This window comes from Klebsiella sp. RHBSTW-00484 (genome assembly GCF_013705725.1).
Classification (GTDB): Bacteria; Pseudomonadota; Gammaproteobacteria; order Enterobacterales; family Enterobacteriaceae; genus Klebsiella.
Genome location: NZ_CP055481.1, coordinates 1,647,310 through 1,666,246 on the forward strand (window position 1 = coordinate 1,647,310; position 18,937 = coordinate 1,666,246).

Annotated in this window: 20 protein-coding genes; 14 read left to right on the forward strand and 6 right to left on the reverse strand. The window is 51.1% G+C overall.

Annotated elements, in window-relative coordinates:
- Positions 1 to 13 precede the first annotated feature (13 nt).
- The 10 genes from rseA to acpS all read left to right on the forward strand — a co-directional run bounded on the left by rseA (position 14) and on the right by acpS (position 8,872).
- Positions 14 to 664, forward strand: coding sequence for an anti-sigma-E factor RseA (rseA, locus tag HV213_RS07970; RefSeq protein ID WP_112215423.1), 651 nt, complete (start codon positions 14 to 16; stop codon positions 662 to 664).
- A complete protein-coding gene (gene rseB, locus HV213_RS07975; protein ID WP_110272052.1) occupies positions 664 to 1,620 on the forward strand; it encodes a sigma-E factor regulatory protein RseB in 957 nt (318 codons plus the stop codon). The genes rseA and rseB overlap by 1 nt, the downstream gene beginning before the upstream one ends.
- A complete protein-coding gene (gene rseC, locus HV213_RS07980; RefSeq protein WP_181485289.1) occupies positions 1,617 to 2,096 on the forward strand; it encodes a SoxR-reducing system protein RseC in 480 nt (159 codons plus the stop codon). The genes rseB and rseC overlap by 4 nt, the downstream gene beginning before the upstream one ends.
- Positions 2,097 to 2,282: 186 nt before the next feature.
- On the forward strand, positions 2,283 to 4,082 hold the full coding sequence (gene lepA / locus HV213_RS07985; RefSeq protein WP_181485290.1) for a translation elongation factor 4: 1,800 nt from the start codon (positions 2,283 to 2,285) through the stop codon (positions 4,080 to 4,082).
- A 15-nt stretch (positions 4,083 to 4,097) separates the two neighbouring features.
- Positions 4,098 to 5,072: a signal peptidase I gene (gene lepB / locus HV213_RS07990; RefSeq protein ID WP_181485291.1), complete on the forward strand. Its 975-nt coding sequence runs from the start codon at positions 4,098 to 4,100 to the stop codon at positions 5,070 to 5,072.
- A gap of 225 nt (positions 5,073 to 5,297) precedes the next feature.
- A complete protein-coding gene (gene rnc, locus HV213_RS07995) occupies positions 5,298 to 5,978 on the forward strand; it encodes a ribonuclease III (protein WP_110272057.1) in 681 nt (226 codons plus the stop codon).
- Positions 5,975 to 6,880: a GTPase Era gene (era, locus tag HV213_RS08000; protein ID WP_181485292.1), complete on the forward strand. Its 906-nt coding sequence runs from the start codon at positions 5,975 to 5,977 to the stop codon at positions 6,878 to 6,880. The genes rnc and era overlap by 4 nt, the downstream gene beginning before the upstream one ends.
- A gap of 131 nt (positions 6,881 to 7,011) precedes the next feature.
- A complete protein-coding gene (gene recO, locus HV213_RS08005) occupies positions 7,012 to 7,749 on the forward strand; it encodes a DNA repair protein RecO (RefSeq protein WP_110272059.1) in 738 nt (245 codons plus the stop codon).
- Between the two features lie 11 nt (positions 7,750 to 7,760).
- A complete protein-coding gene (pdxJ, locus tag HV213_RS08010; protein WP_181485293.1) occupies positions 7,761 to 8,492 on the forward strand; it encodes a pyridoxine 5'-phosphate synthase in 732 nt (243 codons plus the stop codon).
- On the forward strand, positions 8,492 to 8,872 hold the full coding sequence (gene acpS / locus HV213_RS08015; RefSeq protein WP_181485294.1) for a holo-ACP synthase: 381 nt from the start codon (positions 8,492 to 8,494) through the stop codon (positions 8,870 to 8,872). The genes pdxJ and acpS overlap by 1 nt, the downstream gene beginning before the upstream one ends.
- Here acpS and HV213_RS08020 read toward each other — a convergent pair.
- Together HV213_RS08020 and HV213_RS08025 are read right to left on the reverse strand one after the other, a co-directional pair.
- Entirely contained in the window at positions 8,869 to 9,129 is a 261-nt protein-coding gene (locus tag HV213_RS08020) for a YfhL family 4Fe-4S dicluster ferredoxin (protein ID WP_181485295.1), read from the reverse strand. The two genes, acpS and HV213_RS08020, sit on opposite strands and share 4 nt — an antisense overlap.
- Positions 9,130 to 9,166: 37 nt before the next feature.
- Complete coding sequence (locus HV213_RS08025; RefSeq protein WP_181485296.1) at positions 9,167 to 10,093, reverse strand: LysR family transcriptional regulator; 927 nt, start codon at positions 10,091 to 10,093, stop codon at positions 9,167 to 9,169.
- Positions 10,094 to 10,209: 116 nt separating this feature from the next.
- On the opposite strand from HV213_RS08025, the gene HV213_RS08030 reads away from it, so the two are divergent.
- On the forward strand, positions 10,210 to 11,406 hold the full coding sequence (locus HV213_RS08030; RefSeq protein ID WP_181485297.1) for an L-lactate MFS transporter: 1,197 nt from the start codon (positions 10,210 to 10,212) through the stop codon (positions 11,404 to 11,406).
- Between the two features lie 21 nt (positions 11,407 to 11,427).
- Entirely contained in the window at positions 11,428 to 12,345 is a 918-nt protein-coding gene (locus HV213_RS08035; RefSeq protein WP_181485298.1) for an oxidoreductase, read from the forward strand.
- 39 nt (positions 12,346 to 12,384) lie between these two features.
- On the opposite strand, the gene HV213_RS08040 is transcribed toward HV213_RS08035, so the two are convergent.
- A complete protein-coding gene (locus tag HV213_RS08040; protein ID WP_181485299.1) occupies positions 12,385 to 13,233 on the reverse strand; it encodes a MurR/RpiR family transcriptional regulator in 849 nt (282 codons plus the stop codon).
- A 225-nt stretch (positions 13,234 to 13,458) separates the two neighbouring features.
- Between HV213_RS08040 and yfhb the strand changes: the two genes are divergently transcribed.
- Together yfhb and tadA are read left to right on the forward strand one after the other, a co-directional pair.
- Positions 13,459 to 14,082: a phosphatidylglycerophosphatase C gene (yfhb, locus tag HV213_RS08045; RefSeq protein WP_181486359.1), complete on the forward strand. Its 624-nt coding sequence runs from the start codon at positions 13,459 to 13,461 to the stop codon at positions 14,080 to 14,082.
- A gap of 59 nt (positions 14,083 to 14,141) precedes the next feature.
- Complete coding sequence (tadA, locus tag HV213_RS08050) at positions 14,142 to 14,642, forward strand: tRNA adenosine(34) deaminase TadA (protein ID WP_207106312.1); 501 nt, start codon at positions 14,142 to 14,144, stop codon at positions 14,640 to 14,642.
- Between the two features lie 6 nt (positions 14,643 to 14,648).
- Here the strand turns inward: tadA and HV213_RS08055 are convergent, their stop codons facing one another.
- Genes HV213_RS08055 through HV213_RS08065 form a run of 3 tightly spaced genes read right to left on the reverse strand, consistent with a single transcriptional unit; the run spans position 14,649 to position 18,830 of the window.
- A complete protein-coding gene (locus HV213_RS08055; RefSeq protein WP_181485301.1) occupies positions 14,649 to 15,470 on the reverse strand; it encodes a helix-turn-helix domain-containing protein in 822 nt (273 codons plus the stop codon).
- 19 nt (positions 15,471 to 15,489) lie between these two features.
- A complete protein-coding gene (locus HV213_RS08060; RefSeq protein ID WP_197975058.1) occupies positions 15,490 to 17,466 on the reverse strand; it encodes an alpha-L-rhamnosidase-related protein in 1,977 nt (658 codons plus the stop codon).
- A 2-nt stretch (positions 17,467 to 17,468) separates the two neighbouring features.
- Entirely contained in the window at positions 17,469 to 18,830 is a 1,362-nt protein-coding gene (locus HV213_RS08065) for an MFS transporter (RefSeq protein ID WP_181485302.1), read from the reverse strand.
- Positions 18,831 to 18,937: the final 107 nt, after the last annotated feature.

The following is an 18,937-nucleotide window of genomic DNA, read 5'->3' on the forward strand; positions in this document are numbered from 1 at the left end:
AAGGGTATCAGGCATGCAGAAAGAAAAACTTTCGGCCTTAATGGATGGTGAAACGCTGGATAACGAACTGCTCAATGAGCTAGGTCGTTCATCTGAAATGCAAAAAACCTGGGAGAGCTATCATCTCATCCGCGATACGCTGCGAGGCGATACCAGTGAGATGCTCCATTTTGATATCTCTGCTCGCGTCATGGCCGCCATTGAAAATGAGCCCGTTCGTCAGACGGTTCCTCTAATTCCTGAATCTCAGCCTGCCCCGCATCAGTGGCGCCAGATGCCTTTCTGGCAAAAAGTGCGCCCATGGGCAAGTTCATTAACCCAAATGGGGGTCGCTGCGTGCGTTTCCCTTGCTGTTATCGTCGGCGTCCAGCAGTATAATGGGCAGTCTGATGCATCTCAGCAGCCTGAAGCGCCGGTGTTTAACACCATGCCGATGATGGGGAAAGCCAGCCCGGTTAGTCTGGGCGTGCCAGCGGATGCTTCAGCAGGCAGCGGTCAGCAGGCGCAAGTGCAGGAACAGCGCCGCAGAATTAATGCTATGCTGCAGGATTATGAATTGCAGCGTCGCCTGCATGCTGAACAGCTTCAGTTTGGTCAGGCCCAGACTCAGCAAGCCGCTGTTCAGGTGCCGGGCTATCAAACTTTAGGAACGCAATCGCAGTAATGAAGCAACTTTTGTGTGCCATGTCGCTCATGGCAGGCAGCTTGTTTTTCTCCGCCAACGCCTCGGCTGATACATCGTCCGGGGCGTTGTTGCAGCAGATGAACCTGGCTAGCCAGTCCCTCAATTACGAGCTGTCTTTCGTCAGCATCAACAAGCAGGGCGTTGAGTCGCTGCGCTATCGACACGCGAAACTGAATAACCGCCCCCTCGCTCAGCTATTACAGCTCGACGGCCCTCGCAGGGAAGTCGTACTGCGCGGTACTGAAATTAGCTATTTTGAACCTGGCCTCGATCCGTTCACGTTGAATGGTGACTATATCGTCGATTCGCTGCCTTCATTGGTGTACAGCGACTTCAAACGGCTGGCGTCGTATTATGATTTCATCTCTGTTGGGCGTACGCGTATTGCCGATCGTTTATGCGATGTGGTGCGAGTCGTGGCCCGTGACGGTACGCGTTATAGCTACATCGCCTGGCTAGATGCTGAAACAAAGCTGCCGCTGCGTGTTGATTTACTCGATCGCGATGGGGAAACCCTTGAGCAGTTCCGGGTCGTTTCTTTCAGCGTTGGCGACAATGTCAGCGCCAGTATGGAAACTCTGGCAAAGGCGAGCCTGCCGCCGCAGCTTTCCGTACCGGAAGGTGGCGATAAGGCTAGCTTCAACTGGGCTCCAACCTGGCTGCCGCAGGGTGTTGCGGAAGTCTCCAGCAGCCAGCGTCGTCTACCAACGTTTGATGGTCCGGTAGAGTCCCGCCTCTACTCTGATGGGCTATTTAGTTTCTCCATCAATATTAATCGTGCCGCAGCAAATAGCAGCGATCAGTTGTTGCGTACCGGGCGTCGCACCGTGGCTACCATTGTGCGCGATAATGCAGAGATAACCATTGTTGGCGAACTGCCCCCGCAAACCGCGAAGCGTATTTCTGACAGCATTAAATTCAAGGCCGTACAATGATCAAAGAGTGGGCAACGGTCGTTTCCTGGAGTAACGGAATTGCGCAGGTGCATTGCGATGTTAAAGCATCCTGTAGTAGTTGTGCTTCCCGTGCCGGTTGCGGTAGTCGGGTGTTGAATAAGCTCGGGCCGCAAACCAGCCATACGATTAGCGTGCCTTGTGAGCAGCCGCTGGCTGCCGGGCAAAAAGTAGAATTGGGGATTGCCGAAAGCAGTTTGCTTGGCTCAGCCATATTGGTCTATATGGCGCCGTTAGTTGGATTGTTCTTGATGGCGTCTATCTTCCAGGTTCTGTTCGCGAATGATTTTGCTTCGCTGTGTGGGGCAATACTTGGCGGCGTTGGCGGGTTTTTGGTGGCTCGTGGTCTTTCTCCTGGTTTAGCGGCTCGTCAGTCGTGGCAACCGGTGATTATTAGCGTCGGTTTACCGCCAGATTTAGTTCGTATTGAGACGCCTTCCGCACCATTGGGTCAGTGATTTCACTGGCCCTAATCTTTATTTACAACTCCCGCAAGATCTCGTCATTTACTCCGACTATGCTAGCCGTAAGAGCATTTCCTGGTTTCGTGGATGTAGTGTAGAATGCGGCGTTTTCGGATCAAAAAAACGTCAGGCACAGAATAGCGGCCTCATGATACGCGTAAGGCATAACTAACTCTAAATATGAAGAATATACGTAACTTTTCAATCATCGCTCACATTGACCACGGTAAGTCGACGCTGTCTGACCGAATTATCCAGATTTGCGGTGGCCTTTCCGATCGTGAAATGGAAGCCCAGGTCCTGGATTCCATGGATCTTGAACGCGAGCGCGGGATTACCATCAAGGCACAGAGCGTCACGCTGGATTACAAAGCGACCAATGGCGAAATCTATCAGCTGAACTTTATCGACACCCCGGGGCACGTGGACTTCTCCTATGAAGTTTCTCGTTCACTGGCGGCGTGTGAAGGGGCCCTGTTGGTGGTTGATGCGGGTCAGGGCGTAGAAGCTCAGACGCTGGCTAACTGCTATACGGCGATGGAAATGGACCTGGAAGTAGTGCCGGTCCTGAATAAAATCGACCTGCCTGCGGCCGATCCTGAACGCGTGGCGGAAGAAATTGAAGACATCGTCGGTATTGATGCTACCGATGCAGTGCGCTGTTCGGCGAAAACCGGCGTTGGCGTGCCCGATGTCCTGGAGCGTCTGGTACGCGATATTCCGCCGCCGGAAGGCGACCCGGAAGCGCCGTTACAGGCACTGATCATCGACTCCTGGTTTGATAACTACCTTGGTGTTGTCTCGCTGGTGCGTATTAAAAACGGCACCATGCGCAAAGGCGACAAAATCAAGGTAATGAGCACCGGTCAGGTCTACAACGCCGATCGTCTCGGTATTTTCACGCCGAAACAGGTTGATCGCACCGAGCTGAAATGCGGCGAAGTCGGCTGGTTGGTTTGCGCGATTAAAGACATCCTCGGCGCACCGGTTGGCGATACGCTGACTCTGTCCCGTAACCCAGCAGATAAAGCGCTGCCAGGTTTTAAAAAGGTCAAACCGCAGGTTTATGCTGGTCTGTTCCCGGTGAGTTCTGATGATTATGAGAACTTCCGCGATGCGCTGGGCAAACTGAGCCTCAACGATGCCTCTTTGTTCTATGAGCCGGAAAGCTCTACTGCGCTGGGCTTTGGTTTCCGCTGCGGCTTCCTGGGTCTTCTGCACATGGAGATCATTCAGGAACGTCTGGAGCGTGAATACGATCTGGATCTGATCACCACGGCGCCGACGGTAGTTTATGAAGTAGAGACCACTTCAAAAGAAGTTATCTACGTCGACAGCCCGTCTAAACTCCCGCCGCTGAACAATATTCAGGAACTTCGTGAGCCGATCGCTGAGTGCCATATGTTGCTGCCGCAGGAGTTTTTGGGCAACGTCATTACCCTGTGCATAGAAAAACGCGGTGTTCAGACCAATATGGTCTACCACGGTAATCAGGTTGCGCTGACCTATGAAATTCCGATGGCGGAAGTGGTGCTCGATTTCTTTGACCGCCTGAAATCTACTTCCCGTGGTTATGCGTCGCTGGACTATAACTTCAAACGTTTCCAGGCTTCCAACATGGTACGCGTGGATGTGTTGATCAACAGTGAGCGAGTCGATGCGCTGGCGCTGATTACGCACAATGATAATGCGCCTTACCGCGGTCGCGAACTGGTAGAGAAGATGAAAGAGCTGATCCCACGTCAGCAATTCGACATCGCTATCCAGGCTGCTATCGGCAACCACATTATTGCCCGTGCTACTGTGAAACAGCTGCGTAAAAACGTCCTGGCGAAATGCTATGGCGGCGACGTCAGTCGTAAGAAAAAGCTGCTGCAGAAGCAGAAAGACGGTAAGAAACGCATGAAGCAGGTCGGTAACGTTGAGCTGCCACAGGAGGCGTTCCTCGCCATTCTGCACGTCGGTAAAGACGGCAAATAACCCTAAGGAGTTGGCATGGCGAACATGTTTGCCCTGATCCTGGTCATCGCTACCCTGGTGACGGGTCTATTGTGGTGCCTGGATAAATTTATTTTCGCGCCAAAACGTCGTGAACGTCAGGCCGCAGCTCAGGCAGCGACCGGCGACCAGTTGGACAAAAAAACACTGAAGAAAGTCAGCCCTAAACCGGGCTGGCTGGAAACCGGTGCTTCGGTATTCCCGGTCCTGGCGATTGTTCTGGTAGTGCGTTCGTTTATTTACGAACCTTTCCAGATCCCTTCGGGTTCGATGATGCCTACGTTGTTGATCGGCGATTTTATTCTGGTTGAGAAGTTTGCTTATGGGATTAAAGACCCTATCTACCAGAAAACGCTAATTGAAACGGGTCATCCGAAACGAGGCGATGTCGTGGTCTTCAAATATCCTGAAGATCCGCGTCTGGACTACATCAAACGTGCGGTCGGTTTACCGGGTGATAAAGTTACATACGATCCGATTAGCAAGCAGGTCACCATCCTGCCGGGCTGCAGTTCAGGCCAGGCGTGCGGCAATGCCCTGCCGGTAACTTACTCCAACGTCGAGCCGAGCGATTTCGTGCAAACCTTCTCCCGTAGTAACGGTGGTGAAGCAACCAGCGGTTTCTGGCAGTTGCCGAAAGGTGAAACCAAAGCCGACGGCATTCGTCTGACCGAGCGCAAAGAGACGCTGGGTGAGGTAACGCATCGTATTCTGACCGTGCCGATTGCTCAGGATCAGGTGGGGATGTATTACCAGCAGTCTGGTCTGCCGTTGGCGACCTGGATTGTGCCGCCGGGGCAGTATTTCATGATGGGTGACAACCGCGATAACAGCGCCGACAGCCGTTATTGGGGCTTTGTACCGGAAGCAAATCTGGTCGGTAAAGCAACCGCAATCTGGATGAGTTTTGAAAAACAGGAAGGCGAGTGGCCTACCGGAGTACGTTTATCACGTATCGGTGGTATCCAGTAATTTTCCTGCCTCTATTCACGCTGCCACCACAATAACGGCAGCGTGAATTATTTAAGATTTAAATCTATTCAAACTAACGACATCCCTTGTCGTTGCGTATAGAATATCCCCCCGAAGTTTTAGGTTGTCTCTCGTAAGATTGACACAGCACACGAAACCGCGTTGGCTTTTACTCAGGTCGGTTTCGTGTGCTGCATTTTTGACGCATTCATTTATTGGTAACGCATGAATCCCATCGTAATTAATCGGCTTCAACGGAAGCTGGGCTACACTTTTCATCATCAGGAGCTGTTGCAACAGGCATTAACTCACCGCAGTGCCAGCAGCAAACACAATGAGCGCCTGGAGTTTTTAGGTGACTCTATATTGAGTTTCGTCATCGCAAATGCGCTCTACCATCGCTTCCCACGGGTCGACGAAGGTGATATGAGCCGCATGCGCGCGACGTTGGTTCGGGGCAACACGCTGGCAGAAATGGCCCGCGAGTTTGAGTTGGGTGAATGTTTGCGTCTTGGGCCGGGTGAATTGAAAAGTGGAGGTTTTCGCCGTGAATCCATTCTGGCGGATACCGTTGAAGCATTAATCGGCGGGATTTTCCTCGACAGTGATATTCAGAACATCGAGCGCCTGATTCTCTCCTGGTACCAAAGTCGCCTGGACGAAATTAGCCCTGGCGATAAGCAAAAAGATCCTAAGACCCGTTTGCAGGAGTATCTGCAGGGGCGTCACTTGCCGCTTCCGTCTTACCTGGTGGTTCAGGTTCGCGGTGAAGCGCATGACCAGGAATTTACTATCCACTGCCAGGTTAGCGGCCTGAGTGAACCGGTGGTCGGCACAGGTTCTAGCCGTCGTAAGGCAGAACAGGCCGCCGCCGAACAGGCGTTGAAAAAGCTGGAGCTGGAATGAGCGAAGAAAAAACCTATTGCGGATTTATTGCCATCGTTGGTCGCCCTAACGTTGGCAAATCCACCCTGTTGAATAATCTGCTTGGGCAGAAGATTTCAATCACCTCTCGTAAGGCGCAGACCACGCGTCACCGCATCGTCGGTATTCATACTGAAGGTCCGTATCAGGCAATTTATGTTGATACCCCGGGCCTGCATATGGAAGAGAAGCGCGCTATTAACCGCCTGATGAACAAAGCGGCCAGTAGCTCGATTGGCGACGTTGAACTGGTGATTTTTGTCGTTGAAGGTACACGCTGGACGGCAGATGACGAAATGGTTCTGGGGAAGCTGCGTGACGCCAGAGCACCGGTTATCCTTGCGGTGAACAAAGTTGATAACGTGCAGGAAAAGGGCGATCTGCTGCCGCACCTGCAGTTCCTCGGCAGCCAGATGAATTTCCTCGATATCGTACCACTGTCCGCAGAGACCGGCCTGAATGTCGATACCATCGCGGGCATCGTGCGTAAGCATCTTCCGGAAGCGATTCATCACTTCCCGGAAGAGTACGTCACCGATCGCTCCCAGCGCTTTATGGCTTCTGAGATCATCCGCGAGAAACTGATGCGTTTCCTCGGTGCTGAGCTGCCGTATTCGGTGACTGTCGAAATTGAACGTTTCCAGACTAATGAACGTGGTGGTTACGATATTAACGGTCTGATTCTGGTTGAGCGTGAAGGGCAGAAGAAGATGGTGATTGGCAACAAAGGGGCCAAAATCAAAACCATCGGCATTGAAGCGCGTAAAGACATGCAGGATATGTTTGAAGCGCCGGTTCACCTGGAGCTGTGGGTGAAAGTCAAATCTGGCTGGGCCGATGACGAACGTGCGCTGCGCAGTCTCGGTTACGGCGAAGACCAGTAGTTTTCATACTCTATGGCTTTCGAGGTGCAGGAAGGCGGCAAGACCGCGAATCCCCGGGAGCTTACTCAGGTAAGTGACTGGGGTGAACGGGCGCAGCCAACGCACCTGCAACTTGAAAGACGACGAGTATGATGGAAGGCTGGCAGCGCGCTTTTGTCCTGCATAGTCGTCCCTGGAGCGAAACCAGCCTGATGCTGGACGTCTTCACGGAAGAGTCAGGTCGCGTGCGTCTTGTTGCTAAAGGCGCACGTTCCAAACGTTCTAATCTCAAAGGTGCTCTTCAGCCTTTTACTCCCTTGCTGCTTCGCTTTGGCGGGCGTGGCGAAGTCAAAACGCTACGCAGCGCGGAAGCCGTCTCGTTGGCGCTCCCTCTCAGCGGTATCACGCTCTATAGCGGTCTTTACGTTAACGAACTGCTTGCCCGCGTGCTTGAGCATGAAACGCGCTTCTCCGAACTTTTCTTCGATTATCTGCACTGCATCCAGTCTCTGGCTGGCGCAAGCGGTTCTCCTGAACCGGCACTGCGTCGCTTTGAACTGGCGCTGCTGGGACATCTTGGTTACGGCGTCGATTTCCTCCACTGTGCCGGGAGCGGTGAAGCGGTTGACGATGCCATGACCTATCGCTACCGTGAAGAAAAAGGCTTTATCGCCAGCGTGGTTATTGATAACAGCACCTTTACCGGGCACCATCTTAAGGCGTTGGCGAATCGCGAATTTCCGGACAGCGATGCGCTGCGTGCGGCAAAACGTTTCACTCGTATCGCCCTGAAGCCGTATCTTGGTGGGAAACCGTTGAAAAGCCGGGAGCTTTTTCGCCAGTTTATGCCCGCGCGGGCGGCGCGGGCCAATAAAACCAATAACGATTAACGAGGATTGTCATGGCTGAATTACTGTTAGGGGTCAATATTGACCACATTGCGACATTACGCAACGCTCGCGGCACCGCTTATCCTGACCCGGTGCAGGCGGCCTTTATCGCCGAGCAGGCCGGTGCTGACGGTATTACCGTCCATCTGCGCGAAGACCGCCGACACATCACCGATCGCGATGTGCGTATCCTGCGCCAGACTCTCGATACTCGCATGAATCTTGAGATGGCGGTGACGGAAGAGATGCTGAATATCGCCTGCGAGACTAAACCACATTTCTGCTGCCTGGTGCCGGAAAAACGCCAGGAAGTGACCACCGAGGGTGGTCTGGACGTTGCGGGCCAGCTCGACAAAATGCGCGATGCCTGTAAGCGCCTTGCCGACGCCGGTATTCTGGTTTCCCTGTTTATCGATGCTGATAATGCGCAAATTAAGGCCGCGGCGGACGTGGGAGCGCCCTATATCGAAATTCACACTGGTTGCTACGCCGATGCTGCAACTGATGCTGAGCAGGCAAAAGAGCTGGAGCGTATTGCTAAAGCGGCAACTTACGCCGCCAGCCTCGGGTTAAAGGTTAATGCCGGTCACGGTCTAACCTACCATAACGTTAAAGCCATTGCGGCATTGCCGGAAATGCACGAGCTGAACATCGGCCATGCGATTATTGGTCGTGCGGTGATGAGCGGCCTGAAAGAGGCGGTTGCGGAAATGAAGCGTCTGATGCAGGAAGCGCGCGCGTAATGGCTATCCTCGGACTGGGCACTGATATTGTTGAAATAGCCCGTATTGAAGCGGTGATCGCCCGCAGCGGCGATCGGCTGGCCCGTCGCGTACTTAGTGACCATGAGTGGGCGATATGGGAACAGCATCAGCAACCGGTCCGTTTTTTGGCTAAGCGCTTCGCGGTAAAAGAAGCTGCTGCCAAGGCGCTTGGGACCGGCATTCGCAACGGTCTGGCGTTTAATCAGTTTGAGGTTTACAACGACGAGCTGGGTAAGCCAAAGCTGCGTTTGTGGGGAGAGGCGAAAAGTCTGGCGGCACGTTTAGGAGTCAGCAGCATTCATGTGACGCTGGCCGATGAGCGCCACTATGCCTGCGCTACGGTCATAGTCGAAAGCTAGATTTTTTCGGCGTGGTGCAGCAGGACGAATTTATCCCACAACTGCTCTTCGTTTTCATTATGCGCCGGATCTTTCAGAATAGTATTCGGGATTGGACACACTTTCTGGCAGGTCGGCGTTTCATAATGACCTACGCACTCGGTGCAGCGGTCGCTGTTAATTTCATAAATGCTATCACCCATTGATATCGCCTCATTCGGGCATTCTGGCTCGCACATATCGCAGTTGATGCATTTTTTGGTGATTAACAGCGCCATCAGGAAATTCTCAGAAACAACACAAATAGGGCGGGCATTATACGCCCATTTTCTGCTCAGGCCAGCTCTTTTCTGGTGTCAATTCGTTATCCGTAGTGTAAAAATTTTTGATCTGCTTGAGCAGGCAGATAGTTGCGTTGTCCAGCGAAAGGTCATTGCTATGTACGAGCATCACTGGGATGAAAAAAGCCGGAATACCAAGCGAAACCAGACGGACATTTTTGGGCGTGGATAAACGCGTTAGCGAGCGGGTAATAAATGCGATGCCAATTTGTGCCTCAGCATACTCAAGGCATGAGTAGTGGTTATCCAGTTCGCAGATGATATTCGGCGCTATCTTACGGTTATTGAATTCTGTCGCGATAATTCCTCTTAATAATAGAGAGTCATTAAGCACGATAATGGGTTGGTCGTTCAGATCTTCAGGGCGTAGGCGCTCATGCTTCGCCAGGGGATGTGAAAGCGGGATAGCGGCGATAATCTCATCTTCAAACAACATGGTAGAGCTAAGCTGAGCGGGCAGCGTGGTCCGGTAAACGATACCAATATCGACGGTACTATCGGTGAGTTTTTTGATGGTTTGTTCCGTAGAAAATTCCTTAACATTCAAGGAAATTTCAGGATGATGCGTCATAAAGCTGCGAAAGGCTGGCAAGACCAGGTAGCTGCCTGAGACGCCAATCGATATCGTATCGCGTTGCTGATATTGATAGGGAAGGAGGTCGTTTTCCGCATTTTTCAAATCCAACATTATTTTGTTAGCATGCTGTTGCAAAATAACGCCAGGTTTTGTTAATTCAATACCCCTGCCTCTTCGCTTAAATAATATTGTCTTAAGTGATGCCTCAAGTTGTTTGATTTGCTGACTTAATGATGGCTGGGTGATAAAAAGTCGACTGGCCGCCCGACCATAATGTAGTTCATCACACAAAATCAGGAAGGAATGCAGTTGTTTGATATTCATTAAAATGTAACGCCAATCGATTGGGTTTTGTTATAACGATTATAAAAAATACCAAATTGTTTGCCTATTTTGCTTTTTTTAAACTGTGATCAGTGCATTTTAAAAAAGGAAAAATTATGTCGGTATCAATCAACCGCTGGGGAATGCTTGCCGCCCACGTGTGCATAAATTTTGTGCTCGGGGGCGTCTATGCATTTAGCTATTTTAAAACGCCATTAATGGAGCAATATCACTGGGATCCTGCGACCCTGGCGTTAGCATTTTCTATCAATATGGGGATCATTCCTTTACCGATGATTTGGGGCGGGAGGATGATCGATAATGGCAAAGGAAAACAGGCGATTGTTATCGGTGGCATCCTGTTTTCTTTAGGTTTTATCTTGTCCGGTTTCGTGGATAATTTGCCGATGTTGTTCTTAACCTATGGGGTCATCGCTGGGCTAGGATCGGGATTGGCCTTTACGGGAAATCTTAATAATATTCTCAAGTTTTTCCCTGACCGTCGAGGGCTTGCCAGCGGCATCGTCCTGGCTGGCGTTGGGGTAGGGACGCTACTTTGCACCCGCCTGGCCGAATATTTTATGGCGCAAACCCATGATGTCAGTCGGGCGCTATTGTATCTGGGTATCGTATATTTAGTGGTCATTTTTATCGTGCAATTCTTTATTCGAAGCGCGCCCGCAAAAGATAGCGGTGGAATTAAAGCATCGCCAATGGATAAAGACTATCGACATATGCTTAAGGACCTGCGTTTTTGGCTGCTGTTTATGATTCTGGCGCTGGGCGTATTCTCCGGAATGGTGATCAGTTCAAGCTCTGCACAAATTGGTATGACGCAATATGGTTTAATATCCGGGGCATTGATTGTCAGTCTGGTATCGATATTTAACTCTATTGGTCGCTTGTTCTGGGGAGGTTTGACCGATAAGTTAGGCGGGTATAATACGCTGGTGATTGTTTATCTCTTTACCTGCCTTTGTATGCTGCTGTTGCTCTTTTTTAATGGTAATACTTCGGTGTTCTATTTCAGCGCGCTGGGCGTTGGCTTTGCTTACGCCGGTATATTAGTTATCTTCCCCGGACTGACCAGTCAGAACTTTGGCATGCGTAATCAGGGATTAAACTATGGATTTATGTATTTTGGTTTTGCCGTTGGTGCGGTTATTGCGCCGTATGTTACATCAGCTATAGCGAAATATACGGGGAGCTATAATACGGTATTTATTCTCACCACGGTCTTATTGCTTATTGGGGTTGTGCTCACGCTGGTGACTAAACGTTATGTTGGAACGGTTTTAGCCAAAATACATTGATCAAATCATAAGGAAATAAAGATGAAAATTGCAATCGCAGGTGCAGGGGCTATGGGGTGCCGTTTTGGCTATATGTTACTGGCTGCCGGACATGACGTGACGCTTATCGATAGCTGGCAGGAACATGTTGATGCTATTTGCAGTAAGGGATTGTTTGTCGAAACGGAAACGACTCAACAGTATTATCCGATACCCGCAGTTATGGCCGATAAGGCGCAGGGGGAATTTGAACTGGTTATTCTGTTTACCAAAGCTATGCAACTGGACAGCATGCTACAGCGTATTAAACCGTTGCTACCCGCGGCGAAAGTCGTGATGATTTTATCTAATGGTCTGGGAAATATCGAAACGCTGGCAAACTACGTTGATCGGGAAAAGATCTATGCTGGCGTCACGTTATGGTCGAGCGAACTGGAGGGGGCCGGACATATTATGGCCACGGGCACGGGGACGATTGAGCTGCAGCCTATTGCCAGCCAGGATGCTGACCAGGAATCCAGAGTCATTGCCGCCCTCAATAGCGCCGGGCTGAATGCGGAAATTAGCCCTGACGTATTATTATCAATCTGGAAGAAAGCGGCTTTTAATAGCATAATGAATACCTATTGCGCACTGCTGGATTGTAATGTCGGTGGTTTTGGCAATCGACCTGGAGCATTAGATTTAGCGCAGGCAGTGGTGGATGAGTTTGTACTGGTAGCAGCCAGTCAGAATATTCCGTTGACTCAGGAAATGGTGATGAATACGGTAAAAAAAGTATTCGACCCGCGCGAAAGTGGCCATCACTATCCTTCTATGTATCAGGATTTACACAAAGGGCGGCTCACTGAAATTGACTATTTAAATGGAGCGATTGCGCGTATTGGGATGCAGAACAATATTGCCGTACCGGTTAACAAGCTTCTGACTCAGCTGATTCACGCCAAAGAAGCGCAATAAATCCAGGGGCTCTTTTGCGAAATGCAGAAGAGCCCGATTTCAGACCAGTTTTTTCACCAGCGCTTCACTGTGACGAATGCGATCCGGGGCGCGCTCGAGATCCTGCTGGACCAGCCCCATGAACAGCAGGTCGGCCAGCATCATTTGCGCGCTGGTGGAGGAGATCGCGGCGCTGCGCGTAGCCTGCTCTTCAGCGATGGTATACAGGCACAGAGTTGCCTGCTGTTGAAGGGCGTTGGGGTTAAAACCGGTGATCGCCAGGATCTGGCTCCCCACTCGCAATGCTTCACCTGCCGCCATATTAATTTCGCGTCGCTCACCAGAGTAGGAGATGGCCAGCAGCAGATCGTCTGCCGCCATCGCCTGTACCGTTGCCAGAAGGGCGTGCATATCCTGCTCAGAAACGGCGTTAATGCCGATTTTCATCAGCTTCCAGCTAAAGTTCCGCGCGACCAGGCCCGATGCGCCAATACCGGTAATAATAACCCGCCGGGCATTACGCAGTAGCGCAACGGCTTCCAGTAGCTTTTCTTCGCTGTTGACGTCCAGAGAGGCATGCATTGCCGCGATATTATCTTTAATCAGCTTTTCGCCCACCAGCCGGAGAGGATCATCCCCGCGAATCTGATTATGCACCGGTACGGATTGCGGAGTGGGGGCGCTAGCCAATGCTTCGCTTAACGCCAGTTTCAACGCCGGGAAACCTTTAAAACCCATCTTCTGCGCGAATTTTACCACGCTCGACTGGCTGACCCCGGCTTCTCCCGCCAGCTGCTGTGAGCTGAGGTGGCGGGTTTGATCCGGTTGAGCCAAAATAAAATCGGCCAGTTTTTTATCACTTGCGGCCAGCGTGGGGTAACGTTGGCGGATTCGGGTCAAACAGTTCATAGCGGCTCCGGAGGACAGCTTTCACCCTCGGCTGAAAGAATTTTGTATTCAATTATAAGGGGATTAATGCGAATTAAAAATTCAACCGCTCAGATTTCTCTGCAAGCAGGTTTTACCTTAATCCCGGCTCAACGATGGCGGATGTTTTCGCTATTCAACGTGTAAGGCTGTTAAGCTATTGGTTATCGAGGTGTTAATCCAGAGGAGTCGGTTTTGAATAGTAGCATGCGGCGAGTGGTTTTCTTTGATCTGGATGGCACCTTGCATCAGCAGGATATGTTCGGCAGTTTCTTGCGCTATGTGTTACGTCATCAGCCGTTGAATACGTTGCTGGTTCTTCCTCTGTTGCCCGTTATTCTTGCTGGGTTGTTGCTAAACGGTCGGGCCGCACGCTGGCCGATGAGCCTGCTGCTGTGGGCTACGACTTTCGGGCGCAGTGAGAGGCATCTGAAACGTCTTGAGGCGAGTTTTGTTCATTGGTTCCGGCAGCATGTCACGGCTTTTCCCGTCGTTCAGTCACGGTTGACGGATTATCTGACCAGTACCGATGCGGACGTTTGGTTGATTACCGGGTCGCCGCAGTCGCTGGTGGAGCAGGTCTATTTTGATACTGCATGGTTGCCGCGGGTGAATCTGATTGCCAGTCGGATGGAGCGCCGTTGCGGCGGCTGGGTTTTAACGCTGCGTTGTCTGGGTAGCGAAAAAGTGGCGCAACTGGAGCAAAAAATCGGTGCTCCGCTGCGCTTGTACAGTGGTTATAGCGACAGCGAACAGGACAATCCGCTGCTCTATTTTTGCCAGCACCGCTGGCGAGTAACCCCACAGGGCGATCTTCAGCAGTTAGAATAGTGTGTAATATATAGCACCCATGTATAATGCGCCCCGCTTTTTCCGCAGGAGTGCCCGCTTTGTCTGACCATGAATTAAATGATGAATACTGGATGCGTCATGCTTTGACGCTGGCGAAACGCGCCTGGGAAGAGGGCGAGGTGCCGGTCGGCGCGGTGCTGGTGCACAATCATCAGGTCATCGGTGAAGGCTGGAACCGGCCAATTGGCCGTCACGATCCTACTGCGCATGCAGAGATTATGGCGCTGCGCCAGGGCGGGCTGGTATTGCAAAACTACCGTCTGGTTGACGCGACGCTGTACGTCACCCTGGAGCCTTGCGTGATGTGCGCCGGGGCGATGGTGCATAGCCGCATTTCCCGACTGGTATTCGGTGCCAGGGATGCGAAAACCGGCGCTGCCGGGTCGTTGATCGACGTGCTGCATCATCCGGGGATGAATCATCGGGTAGAAATAACCGAAGGACTCCTGGCAGAACAGTGCTCCTGTATGCTGAGCGATTTTTTCCGCTGGCGGCGCGAAGAGAAAAAGGCGCAGAGGAAAGCGTTAAAAAATGCGTAATCCCGGTTATTTCCGCTCCGCGCCAGGCGGGTGATTAAAACAGCGCGTATAGGCCTCGGTTAATCTCGGAAGAGAGGTAAAACCGCAGGCTGCGGCAATGCTGGCCACTGAACGTTCTGTGGTGCGCAGCATCTCTTGTGCTTTCAGCAAGCGATAGCGCTGGATGAACTGTTCCGGCGTGAACCCGGTAAACTCTTTCACAAACCGATAAAGCGTGCGTTTTGGCATCGCGCACTCTTCAGCCATATTTTCCCATACGATAGTGTGCGGCAGATTCTCGCGAATAGCGTGCAGCAGGCGCTGTTTGTTGCTCTCCTGACGGTTCGTCCTTATCGGACGAATACTGGCCTCCAGCAGCCTGGCCATAATCATCAGGATCGTGGCTTCAGCGATGGCAAAATAAGTATCGTCATAGTTATCATCTGTTCTGCGGTGGATTTCATCAGCCAGTTGCACAATGTGCTCCAGCTCGGCGTGATTAAGCGCGCCCGGGCGTTTATGGGTAAAATGATTTAGCTGGCCGAGCAGTGGTTTCTGCGGCTTAATAAATTGAAATGTTCCCTCGCGCTTAAGCCGAATGTTAATTAAGGACAGGTGGCGGGTTGATTCGTAATAGTGAATATCGTTGGCTGAGACAAAGAAAAAATCGCCTTTAAAAATAAGCTGTGGCCGATCGTTGATAATATGGAAACCGCAGCCCTCCTTAACAATAACGATTTCATCAAAATCGTGACCATGAATATCGGCCATCTCCTGATCGCGCGAGCTAAACAACGAAAATGCATGAGTATCGGAGAGGAAGTAATCCTGAGCGTGCATAATTTTCATTCTTCCTCTCCTGGATTCATTATTTTAAGGAAAAAGTCAGCGGTTGGTTGGCGGTCAGCGACCGGGTTTCGCCATCTAAACGAACGACCCCTCCACTACGCGTCGAGCAAACCGTCAGCACGTTGTCGCATAAGTTTAACCTGACCTCACCGTCTTTAATTGGTAACGTGCAGTCGAGACGAGAAAACGAAGTTAGCCACGGCTCGATGATAAAGGTTTCGTAGCCCGGCGTCAGCGCCCGAAGGCCGACAAAATAGCGTCCCAGGAGATACAGCGGGCTTGCCCCCCAGGCATGACACAAACTTTTACCGAATTTATCACCATACATGGCGTAGTGTTCATCACCCGCAACTTGCGGATTGTACTCTTCCCAAAACGTCGTCGCGCCAAGCGCCAGCATGCCACCCCAATAGCTGCGGATCTTCTGCAATACGCGCTCCTGCTGACCACAGCGGCATAGCGTATCCAGCTCAAAGAAGGTAAACCAGGGGGTGACAATTTGCGCAATAGCGTCATTTAACAACACGCGCTCGACAATAATATCCCGGCGTTTGGGGGAAACCAGATCGAACATCAGAGCAAAGATATTGGCGTGGCGAGTGACGTTATTTCTGCCGCTTTCATAGCTGTCGATATAGGCGCCTTGTGCTTCGTCCCAGAAAAAGGCATCGATATTTTTTGCCAGCTCATTGGCCCGCTTAAGGTACGGTTCCGGGTTGGCATCCGCCAGCTTCGCGCAGAGCGCCATGGTGTGCCAGGCTTTTAAAAGCAGCATTTGTTCGGCGCACACGGCTCCGGTTTTATCGATTTCGGCCCAGTCGATAAATATCCAGTCCCCCTCTTTTCCGCGAATGAAACCCTGCTCATCAATGTCCCGCTGCAGCCACTCCATCAGGCTGACCATTTGCGGGAAAACCTGGCGTATAAAAGTCACATCGTTGCTCATCAGATAGTGATTTTCGACATTGCTTATCCACAGAAGTGAGTAATCAACAATGGTATTCATATGCTGACGGATTGGATCACGCCCGCGCAGGGCCAGCAGGGTCCGACGGTTAATCGCCTCATCGAAAAAAAGGTAAGGGTTAATCAACGTGCATTGCCAGGCATCACCGGACCAAATCCAGCGATCGCGCTTCACGCCGTCGATAAAAAAGAGATCACTACACAGCGCGAACGTCTCATGGGAAACTTGCCAGATCTGCTCGATCAGCGGATCGTCACAGCATAAGCTCGCAATGTTGTCCCGCGGAATAAACTCGTGCCAGGCGACGATCTTGACTGCATCAAAGACCACATCAGGGACAAAAATATAACGGAAAGCGCGTTTGCGAATGGCGCAACCCGCAGTGACGTTATCCTGCCAGTAATAACAGTTATTAATATCCAGAGCTTCAGCCTGCGATTCGCCATAGCACAGCTTAATCGGGGACGGATTAGGATGATTAAACGTCACTGTCAGCGTACCGTTAACCACGTGGACAAAGTCGAACAGCACGCCGCCATTGATTGCGACGCAGCTGACCGGCTCCCGCCGTTCACTCTGGTAGTTGACCGAGTTGGGCGAGGTCTCTGGATGCTGATAAAGTTCATCCCAGCCAGCCGGTGCGCTGACGATATAATCGCTGGCCTGCCAGCTACCGTCGCTGAAAATATGCTCGCCTTCAACGCGAATGCTCGGCAGGCCTGTGGCGTTAGACAGATACACGTGAATGGTTTGTTTGCCGGGAGGGCAGCTCAGGTGCGTGCGCAGCGGATACTTTTTATCGCCAATCGCCACATAGCCGCTTCCCTCAGCCTGTACATAAAACGATTCGGCCTGCTCAAAGCAGTACTGGCGGCTGAAAAACACGCTTTTGCAGCAGTCCTGTACATGCCAGTAGGCCGGCCAGTCGAACCGTCGTTCTTCGCGCTGCAAGTTTTGTAATAGAGCGTGACGGATCTCGAAGTCACCCGCGAACCAAATCCATCTGGCTTTAGCATTGAATGTCATCATGGTTAAATTCCTGAAGTCTCTGCGTTAAGTTGTTTCTGTTTGGCAAGTTGCTGTTTGATCTCTTCATATTGGCTATCGAGGGTGTAAAAGCGACCCATCCAGAGCATGGAGATAACAATCAACCCTGCCGGGATCCACAGATAGCAGGCCTTAATGGCGATGATGGCGGCGGCAGACTGCTGCGCTTCGGCGACATATCCCGTCGCCGAGAGCAGGAATCCGCTTAATGCTCCGGCTACGGCCATCGCCACTTTACCGATAAAGCCATTCACCGAAGTCAGAATGCCAGCCGTGTTGATGCCGGTTTTCCATTCACCGTAATCCACCGGATCCGCCTGCATTGAAAAGTAGATCGCATTGCGTTGACCAAAGCCGAATGCCAGCAGCACGGCGCCGGACATCAAACCCCAAACGTTAACTCCGGAGAACATCATCACCGCCATGCCGAGTAGGTTCATGGCACAAGCTAACTGGTAAACCTGAATTTTTCGTAGATAGCGGGTAAGGAACGGCACGGTTAAGGTGCCAAGTAGCGGAACAAAAGAGGAGATCCCCGCTGCGACGGAAGTCAGGGCGGTGTTGCCGACATAATATTTGAAGAAATAGATCAATGCGCCGGACTGAAGGAAAAATGCACCCCACATAAAAAGAATATTGATAGCGAAAACTTTCCACGGGCCGTTTTCTCTTAACCCCTGCCAGGCACGACGCAGAGTCATTCTCTCTGGAGTAATGGCGAAGCGTTCTTTGACATTAAAAAAACTGACAAACAGGAAGAAGGTCGAGATAACGCCAAACAATGTCGCCGTATAAATAAACCCACGATTCTGATCGCCCTGACCAAACCAATTAACCAGTGGCAATGTGGCAACCGAAACTATCGTCGAGCCAATAAAACTAAACATGATTCTCACTGACGAGAGTACGGTACGTTCTTGAGCGTCATTGCTTAAAAAAGGCAGCATGGCATTGTAGGGAATATTGACCAGAGTAAACATCACCGAGAGCAGAAAGTAGGTAATAAACGCCCAGGCCAATTTTCCTGTTGTACTAATATCTGGGACGTAAAAAGCTAAAATGCATAGTAGACCAAATGGAATTGCGCCAATAGCTAGCCACGGACGGCAGCGCCCCCAGCGGGTGGTGGTATTATCAATGAGGATCCCCATAAAAACATCGGTTACCCCATCGGCAAGTCGGGTAATCAAAAACATAATACCGATATAATAAGCCGGGAGCTTCATGATATCGGTGTAAAAGTACATTAAATATAATGAAATTAATTGCCACACTAAATTACAGGAAATATCGGCTACTGAAAAACCCAGCCGTAATCTCCACGGAGAAGATGTTTTCGGTTCCATGCCAGCCTCGGTTAAATGCAATGATGCGTTGAGCGTGGGAATATTAAATAACAACATCTTTGCCGAATCATTAGCTTGATTTGGCACTGTCGCGGAAACGCCTGTGA